Below are 21,538 nucleotides of genomic sequence, written 5' to 3'. Positions count from 1 at the left end.
GCTTAACCCTCCTTGACCATGCCGAGATCGGTCAGCACGTTGCGGGTGGCGTTGTAATAACGCACGTACCCGGTGCAACGGCAGACGTGATGGCCGAGGCTGTCCTCGATGACTTGTTCGAGCTTGCTCTGCACGATCGGCTGGCGCTGCAGCTTTTCAACCAGCACGGTCGCAGCGTTGACGAAGCCTGGTGCGCAGTAGCTGCACTGGAACGCGAACTCGTCGACGAAGCGCTGCTGGATCGGGTTCAGTTCGGTGACCTGGCCCGCCTCATCACGCTTGGCGTGAGCTTCGATGGTGCGGACTTTCTTGCCTTCGAAGTAATGCGCGCCGGTGATGCAGGTGCGCACTTCTTCGCTGGTGCCGTCTGGGTTATCGACGATCACCACGCAGGCGTGGCAGATGCCCTGGCCGCAGCCCAGACGCGAACCGGTGAGGTTTTTGTATTCGTGCAGGTAGTCGATCATCGGCAGGTCATCAGGGATGTCCACCGGGCCGACGGATTGACCATTGAGGGTCAGTTGAAGCGGACGGTTAGCCATTGAGGGCCTCCTTGATGCGCGCAGCAGTGATTGGCAGATCGCGAACACGTTTACCGATGGCGTGCGCCACGGCGTTACCGATGGCACCGACAATCGGGATCATCACCACTTCGGCGATGCCTTTGGACGGGTCGCTCGGCGACAGCGCCGGGAGAATCTCCGACGTCTGCTTCCACACGGCAACGTGACGCGCCATCGGCAGACGGTAACGGTTGAAGTTCCAGTCACCCTCCCCCGGTCCACCTTCGTACAGCGGCATCTCTTCCATCAAGGCGTGGCCGATGCCCATGGCGATACCGCCTTCGAGCTGGCCTTTGACCAATTCTTCAACCAACACACGACCGCACTCAACCCACGAATGGTGGTTGAGCACTTCGACTTCAGCAGAACCCTTGTTGACCTTCAGCTCGACCAGCGTGGCGACCGGGCTGTAGTAAGTCACGGCAGCGTTGTTCAGTTGAACAACCGGATAATTGATGTTCTGGCGATCCAACAGGTGGAAACCAGATGTGGTCATCAACGCCTTCTTCGCTTTCGGCGCGCCGTCACCGTATTTCACGGCGAGACCATCGAGCGGCAGACGCTCGCGCACACCGTCGATGCTGTATTCGGCTTCAGCCCAGCTCCAGCGGTTGAACGCGTGAACAGTGGCGCCGGTCACCAGACCACGTTCGTGAGCGTGCTTGGCCAGCTCTTCGAAGCTCAACGGCTGCATGCCGTTGGCGGTGAGCTTGCCGTCAACCCAGTGCGCATCTTCGCGACGCACGACGTAAGGGTTGGCTTGACCGCCGTAAGGACCCTGACGCCAGATTTCCATGGCCGCCGGCCACAAACCGTTGTTGAACAGCACGCGCGCCGCTTCACGGGTGGCGTGGCTGAAGTAGTACGCCGAGTTGGTCGCAGACGAAGCCGAAGCCAACTTGCCGACCCAGCGCGGGTTGCGCAGCAGGTTGTCCTGTTCGGCCTGGCTCATGATGTAAGGGTTGCCGCTGGTGATCAGCTGCATTTCCTTCCATTCGGTTTCGCCGGTCTTCACTTCGTGCGCCGGGCTGCCGAGGAAATCGGCCACGACCAGGGCTTGCGAGGTGGACATGCCGGTGCCGATTTCAATGCCGATGTGGCGCAAGGTGATGCGACCGTCGGCGGTGAACTCAATGCTGGCCATTGGCGCTTCGGAACCGGTGCCGAAGTCTTTCTGGCAAATGGCGAAACCAACGCCGTACCAGTTGTCCGGGTCGGCGGCTTCGCGTTGTTTCTTGATCGCGTCGCGGTTTTTCCAGACTTCGTGCACCGAGGCCTTGTCGAGAATTTCATGCAAGCGCAGAGCACCGGCGGGGATCGCGCCCTGAGTGTTTTTCATGCCCGAACGCAGGGCGTTCTTGCGACGCAGGTCAATCGCATCGACACCGAGACGGTTGGCGATTTCGTCGACCATCATCTCGGTCGCCGCCATGCTTTGCAGGGTGCCGTAACCGCGCATCGAACCGGCCTCAACACCACGCGAGTGGTAGGCGGTGACTTGCAGATCGTTCTGCGGCATGTAGTAGATCGACTGCGCGGCCGTGGCGCCAACCGCAGCTACCGATGGGCTGTAGTTGATCCGGCCACCACCGTCGACGCTCATTTCAGAGCGGAAAATCTTGAAGCTGTAGTCGTTCTTGTCCACGGCCAATTGGTAGCGGATGTCGAACGGGTGACGCTTGATGCCGCTCTGGAACTGCTCGTAGCGGTCGTTAGCCAAGCGCACAGGCACGCCGGCGCCGTACAGCGCAGCAAGGGCTGCGTAGTAAACGAAGATGTTGTGGTCTTTGGAACCGTAGCCCACGGTGTAACCCGGGTGCATGTTCAGATTGTCGAGGCCGAAGCGCGACGGCGCGATCATTTTCGCGGTCTCGGTCGCAGCTTCCAGCGGGCACTGGGTAGCCACCACGAAGTGCAGGGTTTTGGTTTTCGGGTCGTACCAGCCGTTGCCGTTATCCGGTTCCATGGCGGCCGGTTCGATCGACGGGGTTTTGTAGCGCTCGTCGAACACCAGCCAGTTGTCCGGCGGCGTATCGATCTCTTTCTTCATGCGGTCGGCGTAGAACAGGCCGCGCTCAGTCAGGTTGCCGTGGAGGTTGGGCTGGGAATTCCACACCGGGCGACGGTTTTTCAGCATCGGGAACAGAATCGAATCCTTGAGGCTGGCGAATTCATCTTCGTCTGCCGAAGTCGCGCCGCCCACACGTACGTAGCGGAAGCTACCGTAGGGATCGCCTTCGTAGAACGGCACTTGGGCACCGTAACGAATCGCTTTGTCATTGAACTTGAGTTTGTTCTTGGCCTGACGGAAACGCTCGAAGTCGTTCCAGATCAGGATCGCCACCGGGTGACCGATGAACATCGGCACCTTGCCTTCTGGCAGCAGTGGATCCGGCGCGTGCTCCTCCGGGAAGACGATGCCGTCCTTGTCCAAATCAGCCGCGGTGACGATGCGGTCCGGCTGCAAATCGGCGCCGAGCCACGACAGGTCGTAACCGGCGTAGATGCGGTCAGCCTTGATGGTTTTCAGCAACATCGCGTGGCCTTGCTGCCCGGGCCAGCCCGGCATGTCCTTGGAACGGATGTCGCGGGCAAAGACTTTGCTGCCGCAGACCTTGGACAGTGCGTCGTTACGCTGACGCGCCTTGCCGTTGCTGCCGAGCCACTTCTCGGACGGCACGGTGACAGTGTTTTCCATCAAGGCAGCCAGCGCCTGACTGCTGAGCGGCGTGAGCGTGACGCTCACACCCGCCACCAGCCCACCCTGGAGGAACGAGCGCCGGGATATATCACGGTTGGACATGGATCATCCTCTGGGCGGTTATGTATCCGCCCTTCTGGTTATCTACTGGGGAATCTCGAGTCTTGCAGAAGCCCTCTTTGGCGAAACAAAGGGCGTGTTGACAGTGCAAAGCTGACCGAAAGGTTAACTTTAAAGGTTTCTGCGCTCGCAGCAAACAACCAGTTACAAAAATTTGACTAAAGAATCAAAAAATCAATGCGACGTGGCACCGCAGCAGGCGGATAGACACTTGTAGGAGTGAGCCTGCTCGCGATGGCGGAGTGTCAGTCACCAGCAGCATGGCTGAACTGACGCTATCGCGAGCAGGCTCACTCCTACAGGGATTTGTGTTGGCTTCAGGAGTTGGGGCAGGCGAATAAGAGGTGGATAGCCAAATTTCAGACACAAAAAAACCCCGGTCTTTCGACCAGGGTCTTTGCTATCGATTCCGAATCAACCAAGGGTTGCTTTCGGTGCTTCAAGGCGTTCAGTGGTCCTTGAAGCAGATATGGCGCAGCGGACGGGACTCGAACCCGCGACCCCCGGCGTGACAGGCCGGTATTCTAACCGACTGAACTACCGCTGCGTATCGCTTTGAGCTTGCGCTCAAGTAACTCGTTTTGACTGCAAGCTTCGGTGCTTTGCAATCGCGAACCAGACAAGCCTGATTCGTAAAATATGGCGCAGCGGACGGGACTCGAACCCGCGACCCCCGGCGTGACAGGCCGGTATTCTAACCGACTGAACTACCGCTGCGCGTCGGTGCAGGCACTTTCAGCCTACGTTCTTGCTTACGCAAGTTTCTCGGGGAGTGGTGGGTGATGACGGGATCGAACCGCCGACATTCTGCTTGTAAGGCAGACGCTCTCCCAGCTGAGCTAATCACCCGTTTGCATCTCCGAGGCCGCGAAATTTACGCAGGTAGCGAACCTAAGTCAATAGCAGGATTGAAGTTTTTCTAAAAAGACGAAATTGTTTCCATCCTGCAAGACCGCCTTCGCGAGCAAGCTCGCTCCCACAAGGGGTATGCATTCCAAATGTGGGAGCGAGCCTGCTCGCGAAAGCGTCAGTTCATTCAACGCAAACTCACAGAAAAAGGCGATCTACTCGCTATAGATCATCTTTTTCGTCATACCGCCATCGACGACGAATTCCTGCCCGGTGACAAACCCGGCATTCCTCGACAGCAACCACGCAACCATGGCCGCCACATCTTCAACCGTCCCTACCCTGCCCGCCGGATGCTGAGCATGATCGGCATCGGCCAAAGGCTCGGCCCGACGCGCAGAGGGATCCCGCGCATCGATCCAGCCCGGGCTGACTGCATTGACGCGAATCTCCGGCCCCAGACTGATTGCCAGCGCATGCGTCAGCGCCAACAAGCCGCCCTTGCTCGCCGCATACGCCTCGGAGTCCGCCTCCGACTGCCGTGCACGGGTCGAGGCCAGATTGACGATCGACCCGTTATGCGCGCGCAGGTACGGCGCACAGTGCTTGGCCAACAGCATCGGCCCACTGAGGTTTACCGCCAGCACGCGATTCCAGTAAGCCAGATCGAGGCTTTCCAGAGTGATGTTGTGCGGATCGGCGACCGCCGCGTTGCACACCAGCGCATCGAGGCGACCAAACTGCCCCAGCACTTCAGCAACACCGAGCGCTACCTGGCCCTCATCGGCAACATCCATGGCGATGAACCAGGCGTTTTCGCCCAGTACCTTCGCCACTTTCGAACCGCGCGCACGATCCAGATCCGTCAGCACCACTTGCCAGCCTTCGCTGATCAGCCACGCCGCGATCCCCAGACCGATACCACGCGCGGCACCCGTGACCAGCGCAACGCGGCCATGGGTACCGGCTTTCGGAGTGGACAACTCGATCACAGCGCTGCCAGACCGCGCGCCAGGTCGGCTTGCAGGTCAGCAACGTCCTCCAGACCGACGGCGATGCGGATCAGGCTGTCGCGAATACCCGCTGCCTCACGCTCCTGCGGCGCCAGACGGCCATGGGAAGTGGTGCTCGGATGGGTGATCGTGGTTTTGCTGTCACCGAGGTTGGCGGTGATCGAAATCAGGCGAGTCGCATCGATGAAGCGCCACGCGCCCTCTTTGCCACCCTTGACCTCAAAACTCACGACCGCACCGAAGCCCTTCTGCTGACGCTGGGCCAGTTCGTGCTGCGGATGGCTCTTGAGACCGGCGTAATGCACCTTCTCGATACCATCCTGCTGCTCCAGCCATTCAGCCAGTTCCTGGGCATTCGCGCAGTGCGCCTTCATCCGCAGGTTCAGGGTTTCCAGACCCTTGAGGAAGATCCACGCATTGAACGGGCTCAGGGTCGGGCCGGCGGTGCGCAGGAAGCCGACGATTTCTTTCATCTGCTCGCTGCGACCGGCTACCACACCGCCCATGCAACGCCCCTGGCCGTCGATGAACTTGGTCGCCGAATGCACGACGATGTCGGCACCCATTTTCAGCGGCTGTTGCAACGCCGGGGTGCAGAAGCAGTTGTCGACTACCAGCATCGCGCCTTTGGCGTGAGCGATTTCCGCCAGTGCGGCGATATCGACCAGCTCAGCCAGAGGGTTGGATGGCGATTCGACGAAAAGCAGTTTGGTGTTCGGCTTGATCGCCGCATCCCAGGCTGACAGGTCAGCCAATGGCACGTAATCAACTTCAACGCCAAAACGCTTGAAGTACTTTTCGAACAGGCTGATGGTCGAGCCGAATACGCTACGCGAAACCAGTACGTGATCACCGGCACTGCACAGGCTCATCACCACTGCCATGATCGCCGCCATGCCGGTTGCGGTGGCAACAGCTTGCTCAGCACTTTCCAGCGCGGCAATGCGCTCTTCGAACGCGCGCACGGTCGGGTTGGTGTAACGCGAGTAAACGTTGCCCGGCACTTCGCCAGCAAACCGCGCGGCCGCGTCGGCAGCGGTGCGGAACACGTAGCTGGAGGTGAAGAACATCGGATCACCGTGTTCGCCTTCCGGCGTACGGTGCTGACCGGCACGTACGGCCAGGGTGTCGAACGCTACGCCTTCGAGGTCACTGTCCAGCCGACCGGCATCCCATTCCTGACTCATGCTGTCACTCCTTGCCCTGTTCGCGAAAATTGAAAGTCAGATACAAAACCGGCCCCTCAGGGCCGGTGATAACTCAGTTGTTGTACAGATCGATGATCGCACTGACCGCTTGGGTCTTGATCTTCGAGGAGTCGTTACGCGCCTGTTCGATCTTGTTCAGGTACGCCTCGTCGACGTCGCCGGTGACGTACTTGCCGTCGAACACCGCACAATCGAAGTTCTCGATCTTGATCTTGCCGCCACCGACCGCTTCGATCAAGTCAGGCAAGTCCTGATAGATCAGCCAGTCAGCGCCGATCAGATCCGCCACGTCCTGAGTCGAACGGTTGTGCGCGATCAGTTCGTGGGCGCTCGGCATGTCGATGCCATACACGTTCGGGAAGCGTACCGCCGGAGCAGCCGAGCAGAAGTAGACGTTCTTCGCGCCGGCTTCACGGGCCATCTGGATGATCTGCTTGCACGTGGTACCGCGCACGATCGAGTCATCGACCAGCATCACGTTCTTGCCGCGGAATTCCAGCTCGATAGCGTTGAGTTTCTGGCGAACCGACTTCTTGCGAGCCGCCTGGCCCGGCATGATGAAGGTACGACCGATGTAACGGTTCTTGACGAAACCTTCGCGGAATTTCACGCCCAAGTGGTTGGCCAGCTCCAGTGCCGCAGTGCGACTGGTGTCCGGAATCGGGATAACCACGTCGATATCGTGCTCTGGACGCTCGCGCAGGATCTTCTCGGCGAGCTTCTCGCCCATGCGCAGACGGGCCTTATAGACCGACACGCCGTCGATGATCGAATCCGGACGCGCCAGGTAGACGTGTTCGAAAATGCACGGGGTCAGAGAGGGGTTGGTCGCGCACTGACGGGTGTGCAGCTTGCCGTCTTCAGTGATGTAGACCGCTTCACCCGGGGCCAGGTCGCGAATCAGGGTGAAACCGAGCACGTCCAGCGAAACGCTTTCCGAGGCGATCATGTACTCGACGCCTTCGTCTGTGTGACGCTGGCCGAACACGATCGGACGGATGCCGTGCGGGTCACGGAAACCGACGATGCCGTAACCGGTCACCATGGCGACTACTGCGTAACCGCCGACGCAACGGTTGTGCACGTCGGTCACGGCGGCAAACACGTCTTCTTCGGTCGGCTGCAGCTTGCCGCGCTGGGCCAGCTCGTGGGCGAACACGTTGAGCAGCACTTCCGAATCGGAACTGGTGTTGACGTGACGCAGATCGGATTCGTAGATCTCTTTGGCCAACTGTTCAACGTTGGTCAGGTTACCGTTGTGCGCCAGGGTGATGCCGTAAGGCGAGTTGACGTAAAACGGCTGGGCTTCGGCCGAAGTCGAGCTGCCCGCGGTCGGATAACGGACGTGGCCGATACCCATGTGGCCGACCAGACGCTGCATGTGACGCTGCTGAAACACGTCACGCACCAGGCCATTGTCCTTGCGCAGGAACAACCGGCCATCATGGCTGGTCACGATACCGGCAGCGTCCTGGCCGCGGTGCTGGAGCACGGTTAGCGCGTCATACAGCGCCTGATTGACGTTCGACTTACCGACGATACCGACGATGCCACACATGCGACGCAACCCCTACTTAATGGATCTGAACTGAACAACACTCACTGAGGCGTTTTCGCCGACGGCAAGAGTTGCTCCTTGAACGGAATATCAGCGGGTACGCTGATTCCGCTGGCAAGCCACTGACTGCTCCACCCGAGAATCAGGTTTTTGGACCAATCAGCGACCAATAGAAATTTTGGTACGAGCTGTGATTCTTTCCACCACCCGTCCTGCTGTACCGGCCCCAGGCTCAACAGCCCGACCGCCACGACCACCAGCAACACGCCACGCGCAGCGCCGAAGGCCATGCCGAGGAATCGATCGGTCCCGGACAACCCGGTGACGCGAACCAACTCGCCGATAAGATAATTGATCATTGCGCCCACGATCAGTGTGGCGACAAACATGATGGCACAGCCCGCGATCACGCGAGCCGATGGGGTTTCGATGTATCCGGCGAGGTACTCGGACAATGAACCACCGAACATCCAGGCGACGACTCCTGCGATGATCCAGGTCACCAGCGATAATGCTTCCTTGACGAAGCCGCGGCTCAAACTGATCAAAGCGGAGATGGCGATGATTGCAACGATCGCCCAGTCAACCCAGGTAAATGGCACAGTGCAGCCTACAGACGGATAAGGCGGCGCATTTTAGCAGAGCGCATGCCTCTCGGTAAGCTGCGATTGTCAGTGCATTTCAATCGAGGTGATAGTTTTTAGCCGCGCTCAGGCTGGAAGCGCACGACAAACCCTTTGAGGTTCTGCTGACGACCCAACAGATCGCGCAGACGATCAGCCTCGGCACGCTCGATCAGCGGGCCGACAAACACCCGATTTTTGCCGTCGGCAGAGCGGATGTAGGCGTTATAACCTTGGCTGCGCAGGGTTTTCTGCAGGCTTTCGGCGCTGGCGCGGCTCGACAGACTGGCCAGTTGCACCGACCAGCTCACCGAAAGGCCATTGGCATCGACGCGGCTTTGTGTGGTGTCCGGCTTACTCGATGCAGAGGTAATCGGCTGGGCAGGCGCAGGAATCGGCTTGGCCACCGCGGGCGGCGCCACAGGCTTGGTGATCATAATGGGCGCTGCCGGTGCCGGTGCCGGCGCAACGGGTGCAGCAGGCGCCGTCTCTTCTGCGACTTCTTCATCCGTCGGCACAGGTTCTTGCGGCAAGGTTTGCGGCTCAGGCACGGCCACCGTTTCCATTTGCACTTGCGGCACGACAGGCGCTTGCGGAGCGGCCGGAGCTTCGACAGTTACCTGACGCTGCTCGTCCTGACGGGAAAACAGCATCGGCAGGAAGATCACCGCCAGCGCAACCAGCACCAGAGCGCCAACCATGCGCTGCTTGTACGCTTTATCCAGCAAAGCCATTTGCCGCTTCCTCCGTGGAGCGCCGGGCCAGCCATTCAAGGGCCTCGGCGACACAATAAAATGATCCGAACAACAGAATCTCGTCGTCGCTTGTAGCCACCGCGCACTGCCCTTCCAGGGCGGCGGCGACACTGTCGTAAGACGTGACCGCAGCGCCAAGGTTCTGCAAGGCAGCGTTTAATTCAGCCACTGGACGTGCGCGCGGCGAATCCAGCGGCGCCACCGCCCAATGCTCGACACTAGCATTCAATTCGCTGACAACACCATCCAGATCCTTGTCGGCCAGCAGACCAAATACCGCCAGACGCTTGCCGACCGGTGGTCGCGAGGCCAGACGGCGGGCCAGATACTCGGCGGCATGCGGGTTATGTCCCACATCCAGCAACAGATTCAGGCGCTTGCCGTTCCACTCGAAGGAGCGACGATCCAGTCGCCCGACCACGCGAGTGGCCTGCAACGCAGCGACGATCTGCTGGGCATTCCACGGCAAACCGAGCAGCAGATACGCCTGCAACGCCAGCGCGGCGTTTTCCATCGGCAGATCGAGCAGCGGCAAGTCACGCAGCTCAACAGCCTGACCGCGCGCATCGGTGCCGCGCCATTGCCAGTGCTGATCAGTGATGCCGAGATCGAAGTCACGCCCACGCAAGAAAAACGGACAGGCCAGTTCACGCGCCTTGTCCAGCAACGGTTGCGGAGGATTCAGATCGCCGCACAAGGCAGGTTTGCCCTGACGGAAAATTCCGGCTTTCTCGAAAGCCACGGATTCGCGAGTGTCGCCCAGATAATCGGCGTGATCGACGCCAATGCTGGTGACCAGTGCGATGTCGGCATCGACCACGTTGACCGTGTCCAGACGCCCGCCCAGCCCGACTTCCAGCACCACCGCATCAAGCCCGGCCTGTTGAAACAGCCAGAACGCCGCGAGGGTGCCCATTTCGAAGTAAGTCAGGGAAGTGTCGCCGCGCCCGGCCTCGACTGCTGCAAAGGCTTCGCACAGCTGTGCGTCAGTGGCTTCGACGCCATTGAGCTGCACCCGCTCGTTGTAACGCAGCAGGTGCGGAGAATTGTAGACACCAACGCTCAGGCCCTGCGCGCGCAGCAATGAAGCCACGAAAGCGCAGGTCGAACCCTTGCCGTTGGTGCCGGTGACCGTGATCACCCGAGGCGCCGGCTGGCCCAGCCCCATGCGGGACGCTACCTGTTGCGAACGCTCCAGACCCATGTCGATGGCCGACGGATGCAACTGCTCAAGGTAGGCGAGCCATTCGCCAAGGGTGCGCTCGGTCATAGGCCAGCAGGGACCGGTGGAACCACGATCGGCTCGATTGGCGCGGCGACGAATTTCGGCGTCGGCTTGCCAGTCATTTGTGCCAACAGGTTACCCAGACGTGGGCGCAGTTCCTGACGGTGGATGATCATGTCGATCGCGCCGTGTTCCAGCAGGAATTCACTGCGCTGGAAGCCTTCCGGCAGTTTTTCACGCACGGTTTGCTCGATAACGCGCGGCCCAGCGAAGCCGATCAGGGCTTTAGGCTCACCGACGATCACGTCGCCGAGCATCGCCAGACTCGCCGACACACCGCCGTAGACCGGGTCGGTCAGTACGGAGATGAATGGAATGCCTTCTTCACGCAGACGCGCCAGCACGGCCGAAGTCTTGGCCATCTGCATCAGCGAGATCAGCGCTTCCTGCATGCGCGCACCACCGGAGGCGGCGAAGCAGATCATCGGGCAGCGGTTTTCCAGCGCGTAGTTGGCGGCGCGCACGAAGCGTTCACCAACGATGGCGCCCATGGAACCGCCCATGAAAGCGAATTCAAAGGCCGAAACCACTACGGGCATGCCCAGCAAGGTGCCGCTGACGGAGATCAGCGCATCTTTTTCGCCGGTCTGCTTCTGTGCAGCGGTCAGGCGATCCTTGTACTTCTTGCCGTCGCGGAATTTCAGACGGTCAACCGGCTCCAGATCGGCGCCCAGTTCGTTGCGACCTTCGGCATCGAGGAAGATGTCGATGCGCGCACGTGCGCCGATGCGCATGTGGTGGTTGCATTTAGGGCAAACGTCCAGGGTCTTTTCCAGCTCTGGACGATACAACACCGCCTCGCAAGACGGGCATTTGTGCCACAGACCTTCAGGGACCGAGCTCTTCTTGACCTCGGAACGCATGATCGAAGGGATCAGTTTGTCTACTAACCAGTTGCTCATGCTTTCTTTCTCCAGTACCGGCGGCCCGAACGCTCTGGTTCGCAGCCCCGCGTATGCCCTTCAGCTAAATTCATGTGTGTGGCGATGGTTGATGGACAGCCACGGTCAGCGCGAAACATGACCTGCGTACATTCCATAAACCCTCAGCCGCGCCTGCTTTGTGCAAGTGCATTGATGGACGGCGGCAGACTGCCAGCCGTCACATCAATATGGCGCTTTGCGTACCGCGTTGATGAACGCGTGAATCTTTGCGTGATCCTTGATGCCCTTGCTCGCCTCTACCCCACCGCTGACGTCTACCGCGTACGGTTTCACCCGAGCCACGGCGTCTGCTACGTTCTCCGGGGTCAAACCACCGGCCAGAATCAACGGCTTGCTCAAACCTTGCGGAATCAATGACCAGTCAAACGCCTCACCGGTTCCACCGGGCACGCCCTCAACGTAGGTGTCGAGCAGCACGCCACTGGCGCTCGGATAGGCATCAACCGCCGCCGCTATGTCATCGCCGGCCTTGACCCGCAACGCCTTGATGTACGGACGATGCCAGCCCTCACAATCTTCAACAGCTTCATCGCCATGGAACTGCAACAGATCCAGCGGCACGGCATCGAGGATTTCCCCCAACTCGCAGCGGCTGGCGTTGACGAACAGGCCCACGGTGGTCACGAACGGCGGCAATGCCTGAATAATCGCCCGCGCCTGCTGTACGGTGACAGCGCGTGGACTCTTGGCGTAGAACACGAACCCGATCGCATCCGCTCCGGCCTCAACGGCGGCCAGCGCATCTTCTATGCGGGTAATCCCGCAGATCTTGCTGCGAACGGCTGGCATATCGAGAAAAACTCCGAGGTAAAATCCGGGAAAGTCCCGGATGGTAACAAAAGCGTTCGAGGCCGTCAGCCGTCAAGTTCGGAGAAACCCGTAAGGAAATGTGGCCCGATAAAACGCTCGGGCAACGGGAATTCGTCGTGGTACTCGACCTGCACCAGATACAGACCGTACGGATGCGCCGTAACGCCACCGGAACGGCGCTCGCGACTTTCCAGCACTTCCTTCATCCACTCCACCGGACGCTCGCCGGCACCAATGGTCATCAGCACGCCGGCGATATTGCGCACCATGTGATGCAGGAACGCATTGGCGCGGATGTCGAGTACGATCATCTTGCCGTGACGGGTCACGCGCAGGTGATGCATCTTCTTGATCGGTGACTTGGCCTGGCACTGGCCGGCGCGGAAGGCACTGAAATCGTGGGTGCCGATCAGGTATTGCGCGGCCTCGGCCATGCGCTCGACGTCCAGCGGACGGTGGTTCCAGGTGATTTCTTCGTTGAGATGCGCCGGGCGGATCTGATCGTTGTAGATCACATAGCGATAACGCCGCGCGATGGCTTTGAACCGCGCGTGAAAATGCGCCGGCATCACCCGCGCCCAACTGACGCTGATGTCATGGGGCAGATTGATATTGGCGCCCATGACCCAGGCTTTGAGCGAACGATCGACGGTGGTATCGAAATGCACCACTTGTCCGCAAGCATGCACGCCGGCGTCGGTGCGCCCGGCGCACTGTAGCGAAACCGGCGAGTTGGCGACTTTCGACAGGGCTTTTTCGAGCTCTTCCTGCACCGTCGCCACACCCGTCAACTGACGCTGCCAGCCGCTGTAGCGCGAGCCTTTGTACTCAACGCCCAGCGCGACGCGGTAAAAACCGTCGGGGGCCATTTCGGCGACCGGGTTATCTATGTTTGCCAAGGTGGGACAGCCTGCTGTTTGTGCAAAGGCGGGCATTATAAGGCTGTGGTTCAGGGATGCCAGAACTCTCTATTGGCAGTTCTGGCCCTATCGCGAGCAGGCTCACTCCTACAGGGGAACGCATTCCAAATGTAGGAGTGAGCCTGCTCGCGATAGCAATCCTTCAGACACCACTGAATCCGGCACAAACAAAAACGGCAGCCTCACCGGGCTGCCGTTTTTGATTTACCGATGTGAACTTACGCCAGGTTCGAGAGCATTTCCTTGGCTTCACCACGTTGCTTCTCGTCACCCTCGGTCAACACTTCGTTGAGGATGTCGCGTGCACCGTCGCTGTCGCCCATGTCGATGTAGGCCTGGGCCAGATCGAGCTTGGTCGCGGCTTCATCAGTGCCGGCGAGGAAGTCGAAATCGTCTTCACCCAGATCACCACCGCTTGCCGCGTCAGCTTCGGTGAAGGTCGGCTCGGCAATGCTCTGCGACAGACGATCCAGCTCGGCGTTGACGTCATCCAGTTCGGCAGCGAACGTATCAGGTTCGGCCGCTGGGTTGCTGTCCATTTCATCGGCCAGCGACAGATCGAAATCAGCCGGCAGCTCCAGATCGTCTTGCGGCACGTCAGCCACGACTGGCGGCTCGACCGGCGACAGATCCTTCACGCCATCGTCCAGATCCAGCAGGAAGTCGTCTTCAGCCAAGGTGGCTGGCGACGGTTCGGCACCGAGGTCCAGATCCAGATCGAAGTCCGACAGATCATCCAGGTTCTCTTTGATCTCGGTCTGCTGCTGCAACACCGATTCAAAGCTCAGGTCGTCGTCCGCTGGAAACTCGTCCAGCTCGACCGGTGCTTCAGGCTCAACCACCGGCGCAGGCTCGACCGGGGTGATGTTGTCGAGATCGTCCAGGCTCAGGTCAAACGCGCTGTCCAGATCGTCTTCCGCTGGCGCCGGCGCAGGTGCTTCCGGCTCATCCAGCAGCAGATCCTTGACGTATTGCGCGTCCAGTTCGGCGGCCACGGCAGCAGCGGCCAGACCCGAAGCAGCGACCACGGCCATGGCCGGGAAGCGGCTTTTCAGCTCTTCGACCTTGGCGAAGTTGTCGCCATTGGCGACCAACTGACGCTCCTGACCGACGAAAGCATCGCGGTCGCCCTGCTGACCGTAGACTTCCATCAGCTTCAGACGCAGATCACTGCGCTGCGGCTCGAGGCTGACGCCCTCTTCGAGCAGCGCGGCAGCCTGATTCAAACGACCGGCATTGATATGCGACTGCGCCTTGTCGAGCACGTCATCGGAACGTTCGGCGGCCGGTGCCACCAGCGGCGCAGCAATCGGTTCAGCCATCACGATCGGCGCGACTACCGGAGCCACTACGGCTGCCGGAGCAGGTGCCGGGGTGTTGAGCTTGACGCTGGCCGCCGGGGTTTCCAGACCTTCGAAGCTGCTTTCCGGCAGATCCTGCTCGGCGGAGAACTCTTGTTCTTCCGACAGAGCGCGGGCCATGCGCAGATGTTTCTCGGCTTCCTGCTGGGCCTTGCGGCGACGTGCCAGTAGCAACAGCAGGAGCGCCAGAACCACAGCACCGCCACCGATCAGCCCCAGCAGGATCGGATTGGTCAGCAGCTCATTGAAGGTTTTCTCTTCATCGACAGGCGGCTTTGGTGCGACCACTGGCTCGACGACTGGTGTTTCAGCCGGCGGCGCAATGGCGGATTCTGGCGTCGGCGCTGCTTCAGCCGGGGTGGCCGGCGGTGTGGCAGCCAGTTCAGCCGTGATCGCAGGCACCGCCGGTGCAGCAGCGTTGGCGGCCGGCGCAGCGCCCGCCCCTTCAGCCTGCAGTTTCGCCAGCTGATTGTTTTTCAGCTCGATGAGTTTTTGCAGCTTGTCCATCTGGCTTTGCAGATCGGACATGCGGCTTTTCAATTCCTCATTGTCACGACGGGTCGTGTCGAGGCTTTCCTGAGTGACCGCAAGCTTGTTGCTCAGCGCTTTTGCGTCACCCGCCGGGCCCTTGCCGCGCGCCTTGGCGCTTTCGGCGGAGACCAGACTCAGATTGTCCTGGGCGTTCTGTGCTGCACCGGTATTGCCGCGACCACGGTTGGTCGCATCGAGCTGCTGTTGGCCAGTGCCCGGTTTGGCCACATAACGACGGCCCGTGCGCCAGGCTTCGTTCTGCGCCGCGACCTCGGCAATCGCTTTCGACTGCGGCAATGCAGTACTTTGTACCGAATCCGGCAGACGCAGCACCTGACCGGTTTTCAGACGGTTGATGTTGCCGCCAATGAACGCATCCGGGTTCAGCGCTTGGATGGCCAGCATGGTCTGCTGCACCGAGCCGCCGGTACGCGCCTTCGCGGCGATTTCCCACAGGGTGTCGCGCGGCGTGGTGGTGTATTGGGTCGGATGCGTAGCGCCAGTGGTCGGCGCAGCAATGGTCTGCGACGGCGCCGGTTGTGCGGCGGCGTCAGCGGTCTGTGGCGAGAACTTCGACGGATCGAGCAGCACACTGTAGTCGCGCAGCAGACGGCCGTTCGGCCACATCACCTGCACGAGGAACTTGACCATCGGTTCCGACAGCGGCTTGCTCGAGGTTACGCGCAGCACGCTTTTGCCGCTGGCGTTGAGTACCGGGGTAAATGTCAGATCATTGAGGAAGGCCTGGCGATCGACGCCGGCCTTGGCAAAATCTTCGGGTGAAGCCAGGCTCGGCACCACTTCGGCAGCGGTGAGATCCTTGACGTCGAGCAGCTCGATTTCAGCCACCAGCGGCTGGTTCAGGGTCGACTTCAGGGTCAGCTCCCCGAGCCCGAGGGCATGCGCCATACCGGAGGACAGCGCCGAGGCGGCCGCTATTGCTAACACCAGTTTGCGAACTTGAACCATAGCCTCATCCTTTGTTTGAACGTTCCTCGGCCAGCGAGAAGATGTTGAATACCGCTGCCGTAAGGCATTGCGCGCGACGACGACAGATGTCGCGCGCGATCATTTCTTTGATGCCCCGGAATGTCCCGGAGGGTGACACGTTATCAAGCAATCTGGGCAAGCATAGCGCTCACCTAGAATCAGTCGACAAATTGTTGCCAAGTATCTTTTACAGCAGGTCTTTTATCAACAATTCAGCCACCTGCACAGCGTTAAGGGCCGCGCCTTTGCGTACGTTATCTGACGTCAGCCACAGATTTAGTTCCGCCGGGTCGTCGACACCGCTGCGCACGCGACCGACATAGACAACGTCCTGCCCTACCGCGTCACCGACTGCGGTCGGGTAATCACCGGCCTCGACCAGCTCGATACCGGCCGCGTCTTCGAGGGCAGCGTTGACTTTTACCAGGTCGACAGCCGACGTTGACTGCAAGGTCACGCTAAGGCTATCGCCAAAAAACACCGGGGCTTGAACGCAAGTTGCGGAAATCTTTAATAAAGGCTTGGCCAGCACCTGACGCAACTCGCGTACCAGGCGTTTTTCCAGCAGCGTATGGCCCTGCGCATCGGGCGTGCCGACCTGGGCCAGCAGGTTGAAGGCCATCTGCCGGTCGAAGAAAGTCGGCTCCAATGGGCGCATGTTCAACAGCTCGGCGGTCTGCCGCGCCAGCTCGGTCACGGCTTCACGGCCTTGGGCGGACACGGCCAGATTGGCGGTGACGTTGACGTATTGCAGATCGATCAGATCAAGCAGCGGCGCCAGTACCACCGCCAGCGAAGTAGCCGACGGGCTTGGGCTGCTGACCTGGAACGGTGCTTTCAAAGCGGCGAGCACTTTGGCATTGGCTTCCGGCACCACTTGCGGCGCTTGATCGGCCGGCAAGGCACCGGACAGGTCGATCAGCGAGCAACCGGCGGCGTGGGCACGGGCGGCGTAACTCAGGGTAATGGCCGGGCCGGCGGCGAAGAACACCAGTTTGACCTTGCTGAAATCGAACTCGTCGACTTCGCGAACGCGCACGTTCTTGTTGCGGAACAGCACCGAGCTGCCAGCGGATTCGCTGCTCGCCAACAGGTGCAGGTTAGCAACCGGGAAGCTGCGCTCTTCGAGAATCTGTACGAGGGTTTCGCCGACAGTACCGGTGGCGCCGATCACGGCAATATCTAGGGTCTGGGTCATGGTGCGAGCCTCTGGCGAAACGGGGGGAGCGGCACTTTACCGGGTGACTGGCGCACAGGCAATTTCTGCCCACCAGGATCGTTCCCACGCTCTGCGTGGGAATGCCGCATCGGACGCTCTGCGTTCGGCTTGTAAAGGGACGCGGAGCGTCCCGGGATGCATTCCCACGCAGAGCGTGGGAACGATCGGCATAAAAAAACCCGCACCTCTTTCAAGGCACGGGCTCTTTCATTACTTCAAGCAATCAACGCTCAAGCAAAATCCGCAGCATGCGACGCAGCGGTTCGGCCGCGCCCCACAGCAGTTGGTCGCCGACGGTAAAGGCACCGACGAATTGCGAACCCATGTTCAGCTTGCGCAGACGACCCACCGGAACATTCAGGGTGCCGGTGACCTTGGTCGGGCTCAGCTCCTGCATGCTGATTTCGCGCTGGTTCGGCACCAGTTTGACCCAAGGGTTGTGCTGGCTGATCAGCCCCTCGATATCGGCGATCGGCACGTCTTTGTTCAGCTTGATGGTCAGCGCCTGGCTGTGGCAACGCATCGCGCCAATGCGCACGCAGATGCCGTCGACCGGGATCGGGCTCTTGAAGCGGCCGAGGATCTTGTTGGTCTCGGCCTGAGCTTTCCACTCTTCGCGGCTCTGGCCGTTCGGCAGTTCCTTGTCGATCCACGGGATCAGGCTGCCGGCCAAAGGTACGCCGAAGTTTTCGGTCGGATACGCTTCGCTGCGCATGGCGTCGGCCACACGACGGTCGATGTCGAGGATCGCGCTGGCCGGATCAGCCAGTTGATCGGCGACCGCGGCGTGGGTTGCGCCCATTTGCTTGATCAGTTCACGCATGTTCTGCGCGCCGGCACCGGAGGCCGCCTGATAGGTCATGGCGCTCATCCACTCGACCAGACCGGCTTCGAACAGACCGCCCAGGCCCATCAGCATCAGGCTGACGGTGCAGTTGCCGCCGATGTAGTTCTTGGTGCCCGCGTCGAGTTGCTGGTCGATGACCTTGCGGTTGACCGGATCGAGAATGATCACCGCGTCATCGTTCATGCGCAGGCTCGAGGCCGCGTCGATCCAGTAACCCTGCCAGCCGGCTTCGCGCAGCTTGGGGAACACTTCGCTGGTGTAGTCGCCGCCCTGGCAGGTCAGAATCACGTCGAGGGTCTTCAGCTCATCAATGCTGTAAGCATCCTTGAGCGGAGCAATGTCCTTGCCCACGGACGGGCCTTGGCCACCGACGTTGGACGTGGTGAAAAACACCGGCTCGATTAGATCGAAATCCTGCTCTTCCAGCATCCGCTGCATGAGCACGGAACCGACCATCCCGCGCCAACCGATCAGACCTACACGTTTCATCGCAACTACACCTTCTTGAAAAGTGGGCCGCTGCTTTGTATTGAATTTCGCAGCGGGCCCGAGAGATTACAGATTCCGCAGCGCGGCGACTACTGCGTCGCCCATTTCCTGCGTACCGACTTTGCTGCAACCGGCCGAATAGATGTCACCGGTGCGCAGGCCTTGATCCAGCACCACGCTCACGGCTTTCTCGATGGCATCGGCCGCGTCGTGCAGATTGAAGCTGTAACGCAGCATCATCGACACCGACAGAATGGTCGCCAACGGGTTGGCAATGCCTTTACCGGCGATGTCCGGAGCGGAACCGTGGCAAGGCTCGTACATGCCCTTGTTGTTGGAATCCAGCGAGGCCGACGGCAGCATGCCGATGGAACCGGTGAGCATCGACGCTTCGTCGGACAGAATGTCGCCGAACATATTGTCGGTGACGATCACGTCGAACTGCTTCGGTGCGCGCACCAGTTGCATGGCGGCGTTATCGACGTACATGTGGCTCAGTTCGACTTCCGGGTAATCCTTGGCCACTTGCTCGACCACTTCACGCCACAGTTGGCTGGACGCCAGCACGTTGGCCTTGTCCACCGAGCAGAGCTTCTTGCCGCGAACCATGGCCATGTCGAAACCGACACGGGCGATGCGGCGGATTTCGCTTTCGCTGTACGGCAGTGTGTCGTAGGACTGACGCTCGCCGTTCTCCAAAGTGCGGGTGCCACGCGGCGCGCCGAAATAGATGCCGCCGGTCAGCTCACGAACGATGAGGATGTCCAGACCGGCAACGATTTCCGGCTTCAGGCTCGAAGCGTCAGCCAGTTGCGGGTACAGGATCGCCGGACGCAGGTTGCCGAACAGGCCCAGTTGCGCACGGATTTTCAGCAGGCCGCGCTCGGGACGGATGTCACGCTCGATGGTGTCCCATTTCGGGCCGCCAACGGCGCCCAGCAGCACAGCGTCGGCAGCGCGGGCACGGTCGAGGGTTTCATCGGCCAGCGGCACGCCGTGCTTGTCGATGGCGGCGCCACCGATCACGTCATGGCTCAGCTCGAAGCCCAGGCTGTATTTGTCGTTGGCCAGCTCCAGCACCTTGACCGCTTCGGCCATGATTTCCGGACCAATACCGTCACCTGGGAGAATCAGAATCTGCTTGCTCATGCTTTCCTCGTGTCTTCAGTCGGTGCGCCATCTTAGACGCGCCCGGAAAAATTCTTATCGCTCGGCCATCAGCACGATGACATCTGTACTGAACGAGCCGTCGGCATCAATCTCAAAATATTCGCGCACTTCGTGGCCCATCGACTGCTGCAACTGGCGGATCGCGGCGCGCATCACTTCCGGTGTGCGCATGCGTTCAACCCAGCTGGTGTATTCCAGAAGCAGGCGCTGACGCGTGGTGCTGCGCACATGCAAACCGGCCTCGCTGACCTGACGTAACCATTCGGCGGCGGAATAATCGCGCACATGGCTGGTGTCGCGCAGCACTTCGACGCTTTGCAGGTAAGTGTCGAACAATGGGCTGCCCGGTGACAACACGTCAACGAACGCCGCCACACCGCCGGGCTTCAGCACCCGACGCACTTCGCGCAGAGCCACACCGAGATCGCTCCAGTGATGCGCCGAATAACGGCTGAACACGAAGTCGAACTCGCCATCGGCAAACGGCAGACGCTCGGCGGCGCCGTTGACCGTGGCAATGTTGCTCATCCCCCGATTAACGGCAGCGGCGGCGACCACGTCGAGCATTTGCTGCGACAGGTCGTAGGCAACCACTTCCCTGACCAGCGGTGCGACGTGGAAACTGACGTGACCGGCGCCGCAACCCAAGTCCAGCACCCGGGCCTCGCCCTGCCCGGCCAGCTCAGCCTGTAGCAGAGCGAATTCGGTGCCTTGAGCGTGAACGGCGCTGCTCAGGTAGGCGGCGGCCTGTTCACCGAATTGCTTTTGTACGACCTGGGTGTGTTGGGCGGTGCTGGTCATTGGGGACTTCCTTTTTAGGGTGAGTCTTGTGGTGCTTTTGAGGGCCTCATCGCGAGCAGGCTCACTCCTACAGGGGAACGCATTTCAAATGTAGGAGTGAGCCTGCTCGCGATGGCGCCATTCGCCATACGCAAATCACGCGTCGCGGAACAACCACGGCTGACTAACCCGGTGCTTGGCCTCAAACGTCGCAATCGCATCGCCGTCCTGCAAGGTCAGGCCAATATCGTCCAGACCGTTCAACAGGCAGTGCTTGCGGAACGCATCGATCTCGAAGCCGTACACCTTGCCATCCGGGCGGGTCACGGTCTGCGCCTGCAGATCGACCTGCAATTGATAGCCCGGCTCGGTCTCAACTTGCTTAAACAATTCATCGACTTCAGCGTCGCTCAAGATGATCGGCAGCAAACCGTTTTTGAAGCTGTTGTTGAAGAAGATGTCGGCGTAGCTTGGCGCGATGATGCTGCGGAAACCGTATTCTTCCAGCGCCCACGGCGCGTGTTCACGGCTGGAGCCGCAACCGAAGTTCTCGCGAGCCAGCAAAACGCTGGCGCCTTGGTAACGCTCGGCGTTGAGGACGAAGTCCTTGTTCAGCGGACGCTTGGAGTTGTCCTGATACGGCTGGCCGACATCGAGGTAGCGCCACTCGTCGAACAGGTTCGGGCCGAAACCGGTGCGCTTGATCGACTTCAAGAATTGCTTCGGAATGATCTGGTCGGTATCGACGTTGGCACGATCCAAAGGCGCGACAAGACCAGTGTGCTGGGTAAAAGCTTTCATG

The 21,538-nt window shown here is 60.3% G+C and carries 17 protein-coding genes and 3 tRNA genes; all 20 read right to left on the bottom strand.

Annotated elements, in window-relative coordinates:
• Nucleotides 1–2: 2 nt before the first annotated feature.
• The 20 genes from VY732_RS10150 to leuD all read right to left on the bottom strand — a co-directional run bounded on the left by VY732_RS10150 (nt 3) and on the right by leuD (nt 21,537).
• Complete coding sequence (locus VY732_RS10150) at nt 3–542, bottom strand: (2Fe-2S)-binding protein (RefSeq protein WP_331695309.1); 540 nt, start codon at nt 540–542, stop codon at nt 3–5.
• Entirely contained in the window at nt 535–3,366 is a 2,832-nt protein-coding gene (locus VY732_RS10145; RefSeq protein WP_331695308.1) for a xanthine dehydrogenase family protein molybdopterin-binding subunit, read from the bottom strand. Before VY732_RS10145 ends, VY732_RS10150 begins: the two co-directional genes overlap by 8 nt.
• Before the next feature lie 488 nt (nt 3,367–3,854).
• Nucleotides 3,855–3,931: transfer RNA gene (locus VY732_RS10140), tRNA-Asp, on the bottom strand.
• Nucleotides 3,932–4,024: 93 nt separating this feature from the next.
• Nucleotides 4,025–4,101, bottom strand: a tRNA-Asp gene (locus VY732_RS10135).
• 56 nt (nt 4,102–4,157) lie between these two features.
• Nucleotides 4,158–4,233: transfer RNA gene (locus VY732_RS10130), tRNA-Val, on the bottom strand.
• A 215-nt stretch (nt 4,234–4,448) separates the two neighbouring features.
• Complete coding sequence (locus tag VY732_RS10125; protein ID WP_077571931.1) at nt 4,449–5,225, bottom strand: SDR family oxidoreductase; 777 nt, start codon at nt 5,223–5,225, stop codon at nt 4,449–4,451.
• Nucleotides 5,222–6,433, bottom strand: a complete 1,212-nt coding sequence (locus tag VY732_RS10120; protein ID WP_122609029.1) for an O-succinylhomoserine sulfhydrylase — start codon at nt 6,431–6,433, stop codon at nt 5,222–5,224. The genes VY732_RS10125 and VY732_RS10120 overlap by 4 nt, the downstream gene beginning before the upstream one ends.
• Before the next feature lie 73 nt (nt 6,434–6,506).
• On the bottom strand, nt 6,507–8,012 hold the full coding sequence (gene purF / locus VY732_RS10115; protein ID WP_007913462.1) for an amidophosphoribosyltransferase: 1,506 nt from the start codon (nt 8,010–8,012) through the stop codon (nt 6,507–6,509).
• 41 nt (nt 8,013–8,053) lie between these two features.
• A complete protein-coding gene (locus VY732_RS10110; RefSeq protein ID WP_007913461.1) occupies nt 8,054–8,614 on the bottom strand; it encodes a CvpA family protein in 561 nt (186 codons plus the stop codon).
• Between the two features lie 98 nt (nt 8,615–8,712).
• A complete protein-coding gene (locus VY732_RS10105; protein WP_331695307.1) occupies nt 8,713–9,369 on the bottom strand; it encodes an SPOR domain-containing protein in 657 nt (218 codons plus the stop codon).
• Entirely contained in the window at nt 9,353–10,660 is a 1,308-nt protein-coding gene (gene folC, locus VY732_RS10100) for a bifunctional tetrahydrofolate synthase/dihydrofolate synthase (RefSeq protein ID WP_212622553.1), read from the bottom strand. Before folC ends, VY732_RS10105 begins: the two co-directional genes overlap by 17 nt.
• Nucleotides 10,657–11,577 carry an acetyl-CoA carboxylase, carboxyltransferase subunit beta gene (accD, locus tag VY732_RS10095; protein ID WP_007913458.1) on the bottom strand — a complete coding sequence of 307 codons (921 nt, stop codon included), beginning with the start codon at nt 11,575–11,577 and terminating at the stop codon, nt 10,657–10,659. Before accD ends, folC begins: the two co-directional genes overlap by 4 nt.
• Before the next feature lie 204 nt (nt 11,578–11,781).
• Complete coding sequence (locus tag VY732_RS10090) at nt 11,782–12,408, bottom strand: phosphoribosylanthranilate isomerase (RefSeq protein WP_331695306.1); 627 nt, start codon at nt 12,406–12,408, stop codon at nt 11,782–11,784.
• Nucleotides 12,409–12,473: 65 nt separating this feature from the next.
• The gene (truA, locus tag VY732_RS10085) at nt 12,474–13,298 is read right to left on the bottom strand and encodes a tRNA pseudouridine(38-40) synthase TruA (RefSeq protein WP_034152768.1); all 825 of its coding nucleotides are present in this window, start codon (nt 13,296–13,298) and stop codon (nt 12,474–12,476) included.
• A 269-nt stretch (nt 13,299–13,567) separates the two neighbouring features.
• Nucleotides 13,568–16,210: a FimV/HubP family polar landmark protein gene (locus tag VY732_RS10080; protein ID WP_331695305.1), complete on the bottom strand. Its 2,643-nt coding sequence runs from the start codon at nt 16,208–16,210 to the stop codon at nt 13,568–13,570.
• Nucleotides 16,211–16,418: 208 nt separating this feature from the next.
• Nucleotides 16,419–17,429 carry an aspartate-semialdehyde dehydrogenase gene (locus tag VY732_RS10075; protein ID WP_331695304.1) on the bottom strand — a complete coding sequence of 337 codons (1,011 nt, stop codon included), beginning with the start codon at nt 17,427–17,429 and terminating at the stop codon, nt 16,419–16,421.
• A 244-nt stretch (nt 17,430–17,673) separates the two neighbouring features.
• Nucleotides 17,674–18,786: an aspartate-semialdehyde dehydrogenase gene (asd, locus tag VY732_RS10070; protein ID WP_007913448.1), complete on the bottom strand. Its 1,113-nt coding sequence runs from the start codon at nt 18,784–18,786 to the stop codon at nt 17,674–17,676.
• 66 nt (nt 18,787–18,852) lie between these two features.
• Nucleotides 18,853–19,935: a 3-isopropylmalate dehydrogenase gene (gene leuB / locus VY732_RS10065; protein WP_038363640.1), complete on the bottom strand. Its 1,083-nt coding sequence runs from the start codon at nt 19,933–19,935 to the stop codon at nt 18,853–18,855.
• Between the two features lie 54 nt (nt 19,936–19,989).
• Nucleotides 19,990–20,757, bottom strand: coding sequence for a class I SAM-dependent methyltransferase (locus VY732_RS10060; RefSeq protein WP_331695303.1), 768 nt, complete (start codon nt 20,755–20,757; stop codon nt 19,990–19,992).
• Between the two features lie 135 nt (nt 20,758–20,892).
• Nucleotides 20,893–21,537 (bottom strand): 3-isopropylmalate dehydratase small subunit, encoded by a 645-nt coding sequence (gene leuD / locus VY732_RS10055; RefSeq protein WP_331695302.1) that lies wholly within the window; start codon nt 21,535–21,537, stop codon nt 20,893–20,895.
• Between the last annotated feature and the right edge of the window lies 1 nt (nt 21,538).

This window comes from Pseudomonas sp. ZY71, assembly GCF_036542145.1.
In the GTDB taxonomy this organism is placed as follows: Bacteria; Pseudomonadota; Gammaproteobacteria; order Pseudomonadales; family Pseudomonadaceae; genus Aquipseudomonas; species Aquipseudomonas koreensis_A.
This window is presented reverse-complemented; position numbering and strand designations above follow the sequence as displayed.

Coding starts and splice junctions, on each gene's coding strand:
- VY732_RS10120 (WP_122609029.1), bottom strand. CDS start 6,433: ATGAGTCAGGAATGGGATGCCGGTCGGCTGGACAGTGACCTCGAAGGC.
- asd (WP_007913448.1), bottom strand. CDS start 18,786: ATGAAACGTGTAGGTCTGATCGGTTGGCGCGGGATGGTCGGTTCCGTG.
- accD (WP_007913458.1), bottom strand. CDS start 11,577: ATGAGCAACTGGTTAGTAGACAAACTGATCCCTTCGATCATGCGTTCC.
- VY732_RS10150 (WP_331695309.1), bottom strand. CDS start 542: ATGGCTAACCGTCCGCTTCAACTGACCCTCAATGGTCAATCCGTCGGC.
- VY732_RS10105 (WP_331695307.1), bottom strand. CDS start 9,369: ATGGCTTTGCTGGATAAAGCGTACAAGCAGCGCATGGTTGGCGCTCTG.
- VY732_RS10090 (WP_331695306.1), bottom strand. CDS start 12,408: ATGCCAGCCGTTCGCAGCAAGATCTGCGGGATTACCCGCATAGAAGAT.
- VY732_RS10145 (WP_331695308.1), bottom strand. CDS start 3,366: ATGTCCAACCGTGATATATCCCGGCGCTCGTTCCTCCAGGGTGGGCTG.
- folC (WP_212622553.1), bottom strand. CDS start 10,660: ATGACCGAGCGCACCCTTGGCGAATGGCTCGCCTACCTTGAGCAGTTG.
- leuD (WP_331695302.1), bottom strand. CDS start 21,537: ATGAAAGCTTTTACCCAGCACACTGGTCTTGTCGCGCCTTTGGATCGT.
- VY732_RS10060 (WP_331695303.1), bottom strand. CDS start 20,757: ATGACCAGCACCGCCCAACACACCCAGGTCGTACAAAAGCAATTCGGT.
- leuB (WP_038363640.1), bottom strand. CDS start 19,935: ATGAGCAAGCAGATTCTGATTCTCCCAGGTGACGGTATTGGTCCGGAA.
- VY732_RS10080 (WP_331695305.1), bottom strand. CDS start 16,210: ATGGTTCAAGTTCGCAAACTGGTGTTAGCAATAGCGGCCGCCTCGGCG.
- VY732_RS10075 (WP_331695304.1), bottom strand. CDS start 17,429: ATGACCCAGACCCTAGATATTGCCGTGATCGGCGCCACCGGTACTGTC.
- truA (WP_034152768.1), bottom strand. CDS start 13,298: ATGGCCCCCGACGGTTTTTACCGCGTCGCGCTGGGCGTTGAGTACAAA.
- purF (WP_007913462.1), bottom strand. CDS start 8,012: ATGTGTGGCATCGTCGGTATCGTCGGTAAGTCGAACGTCAATCAGGCG.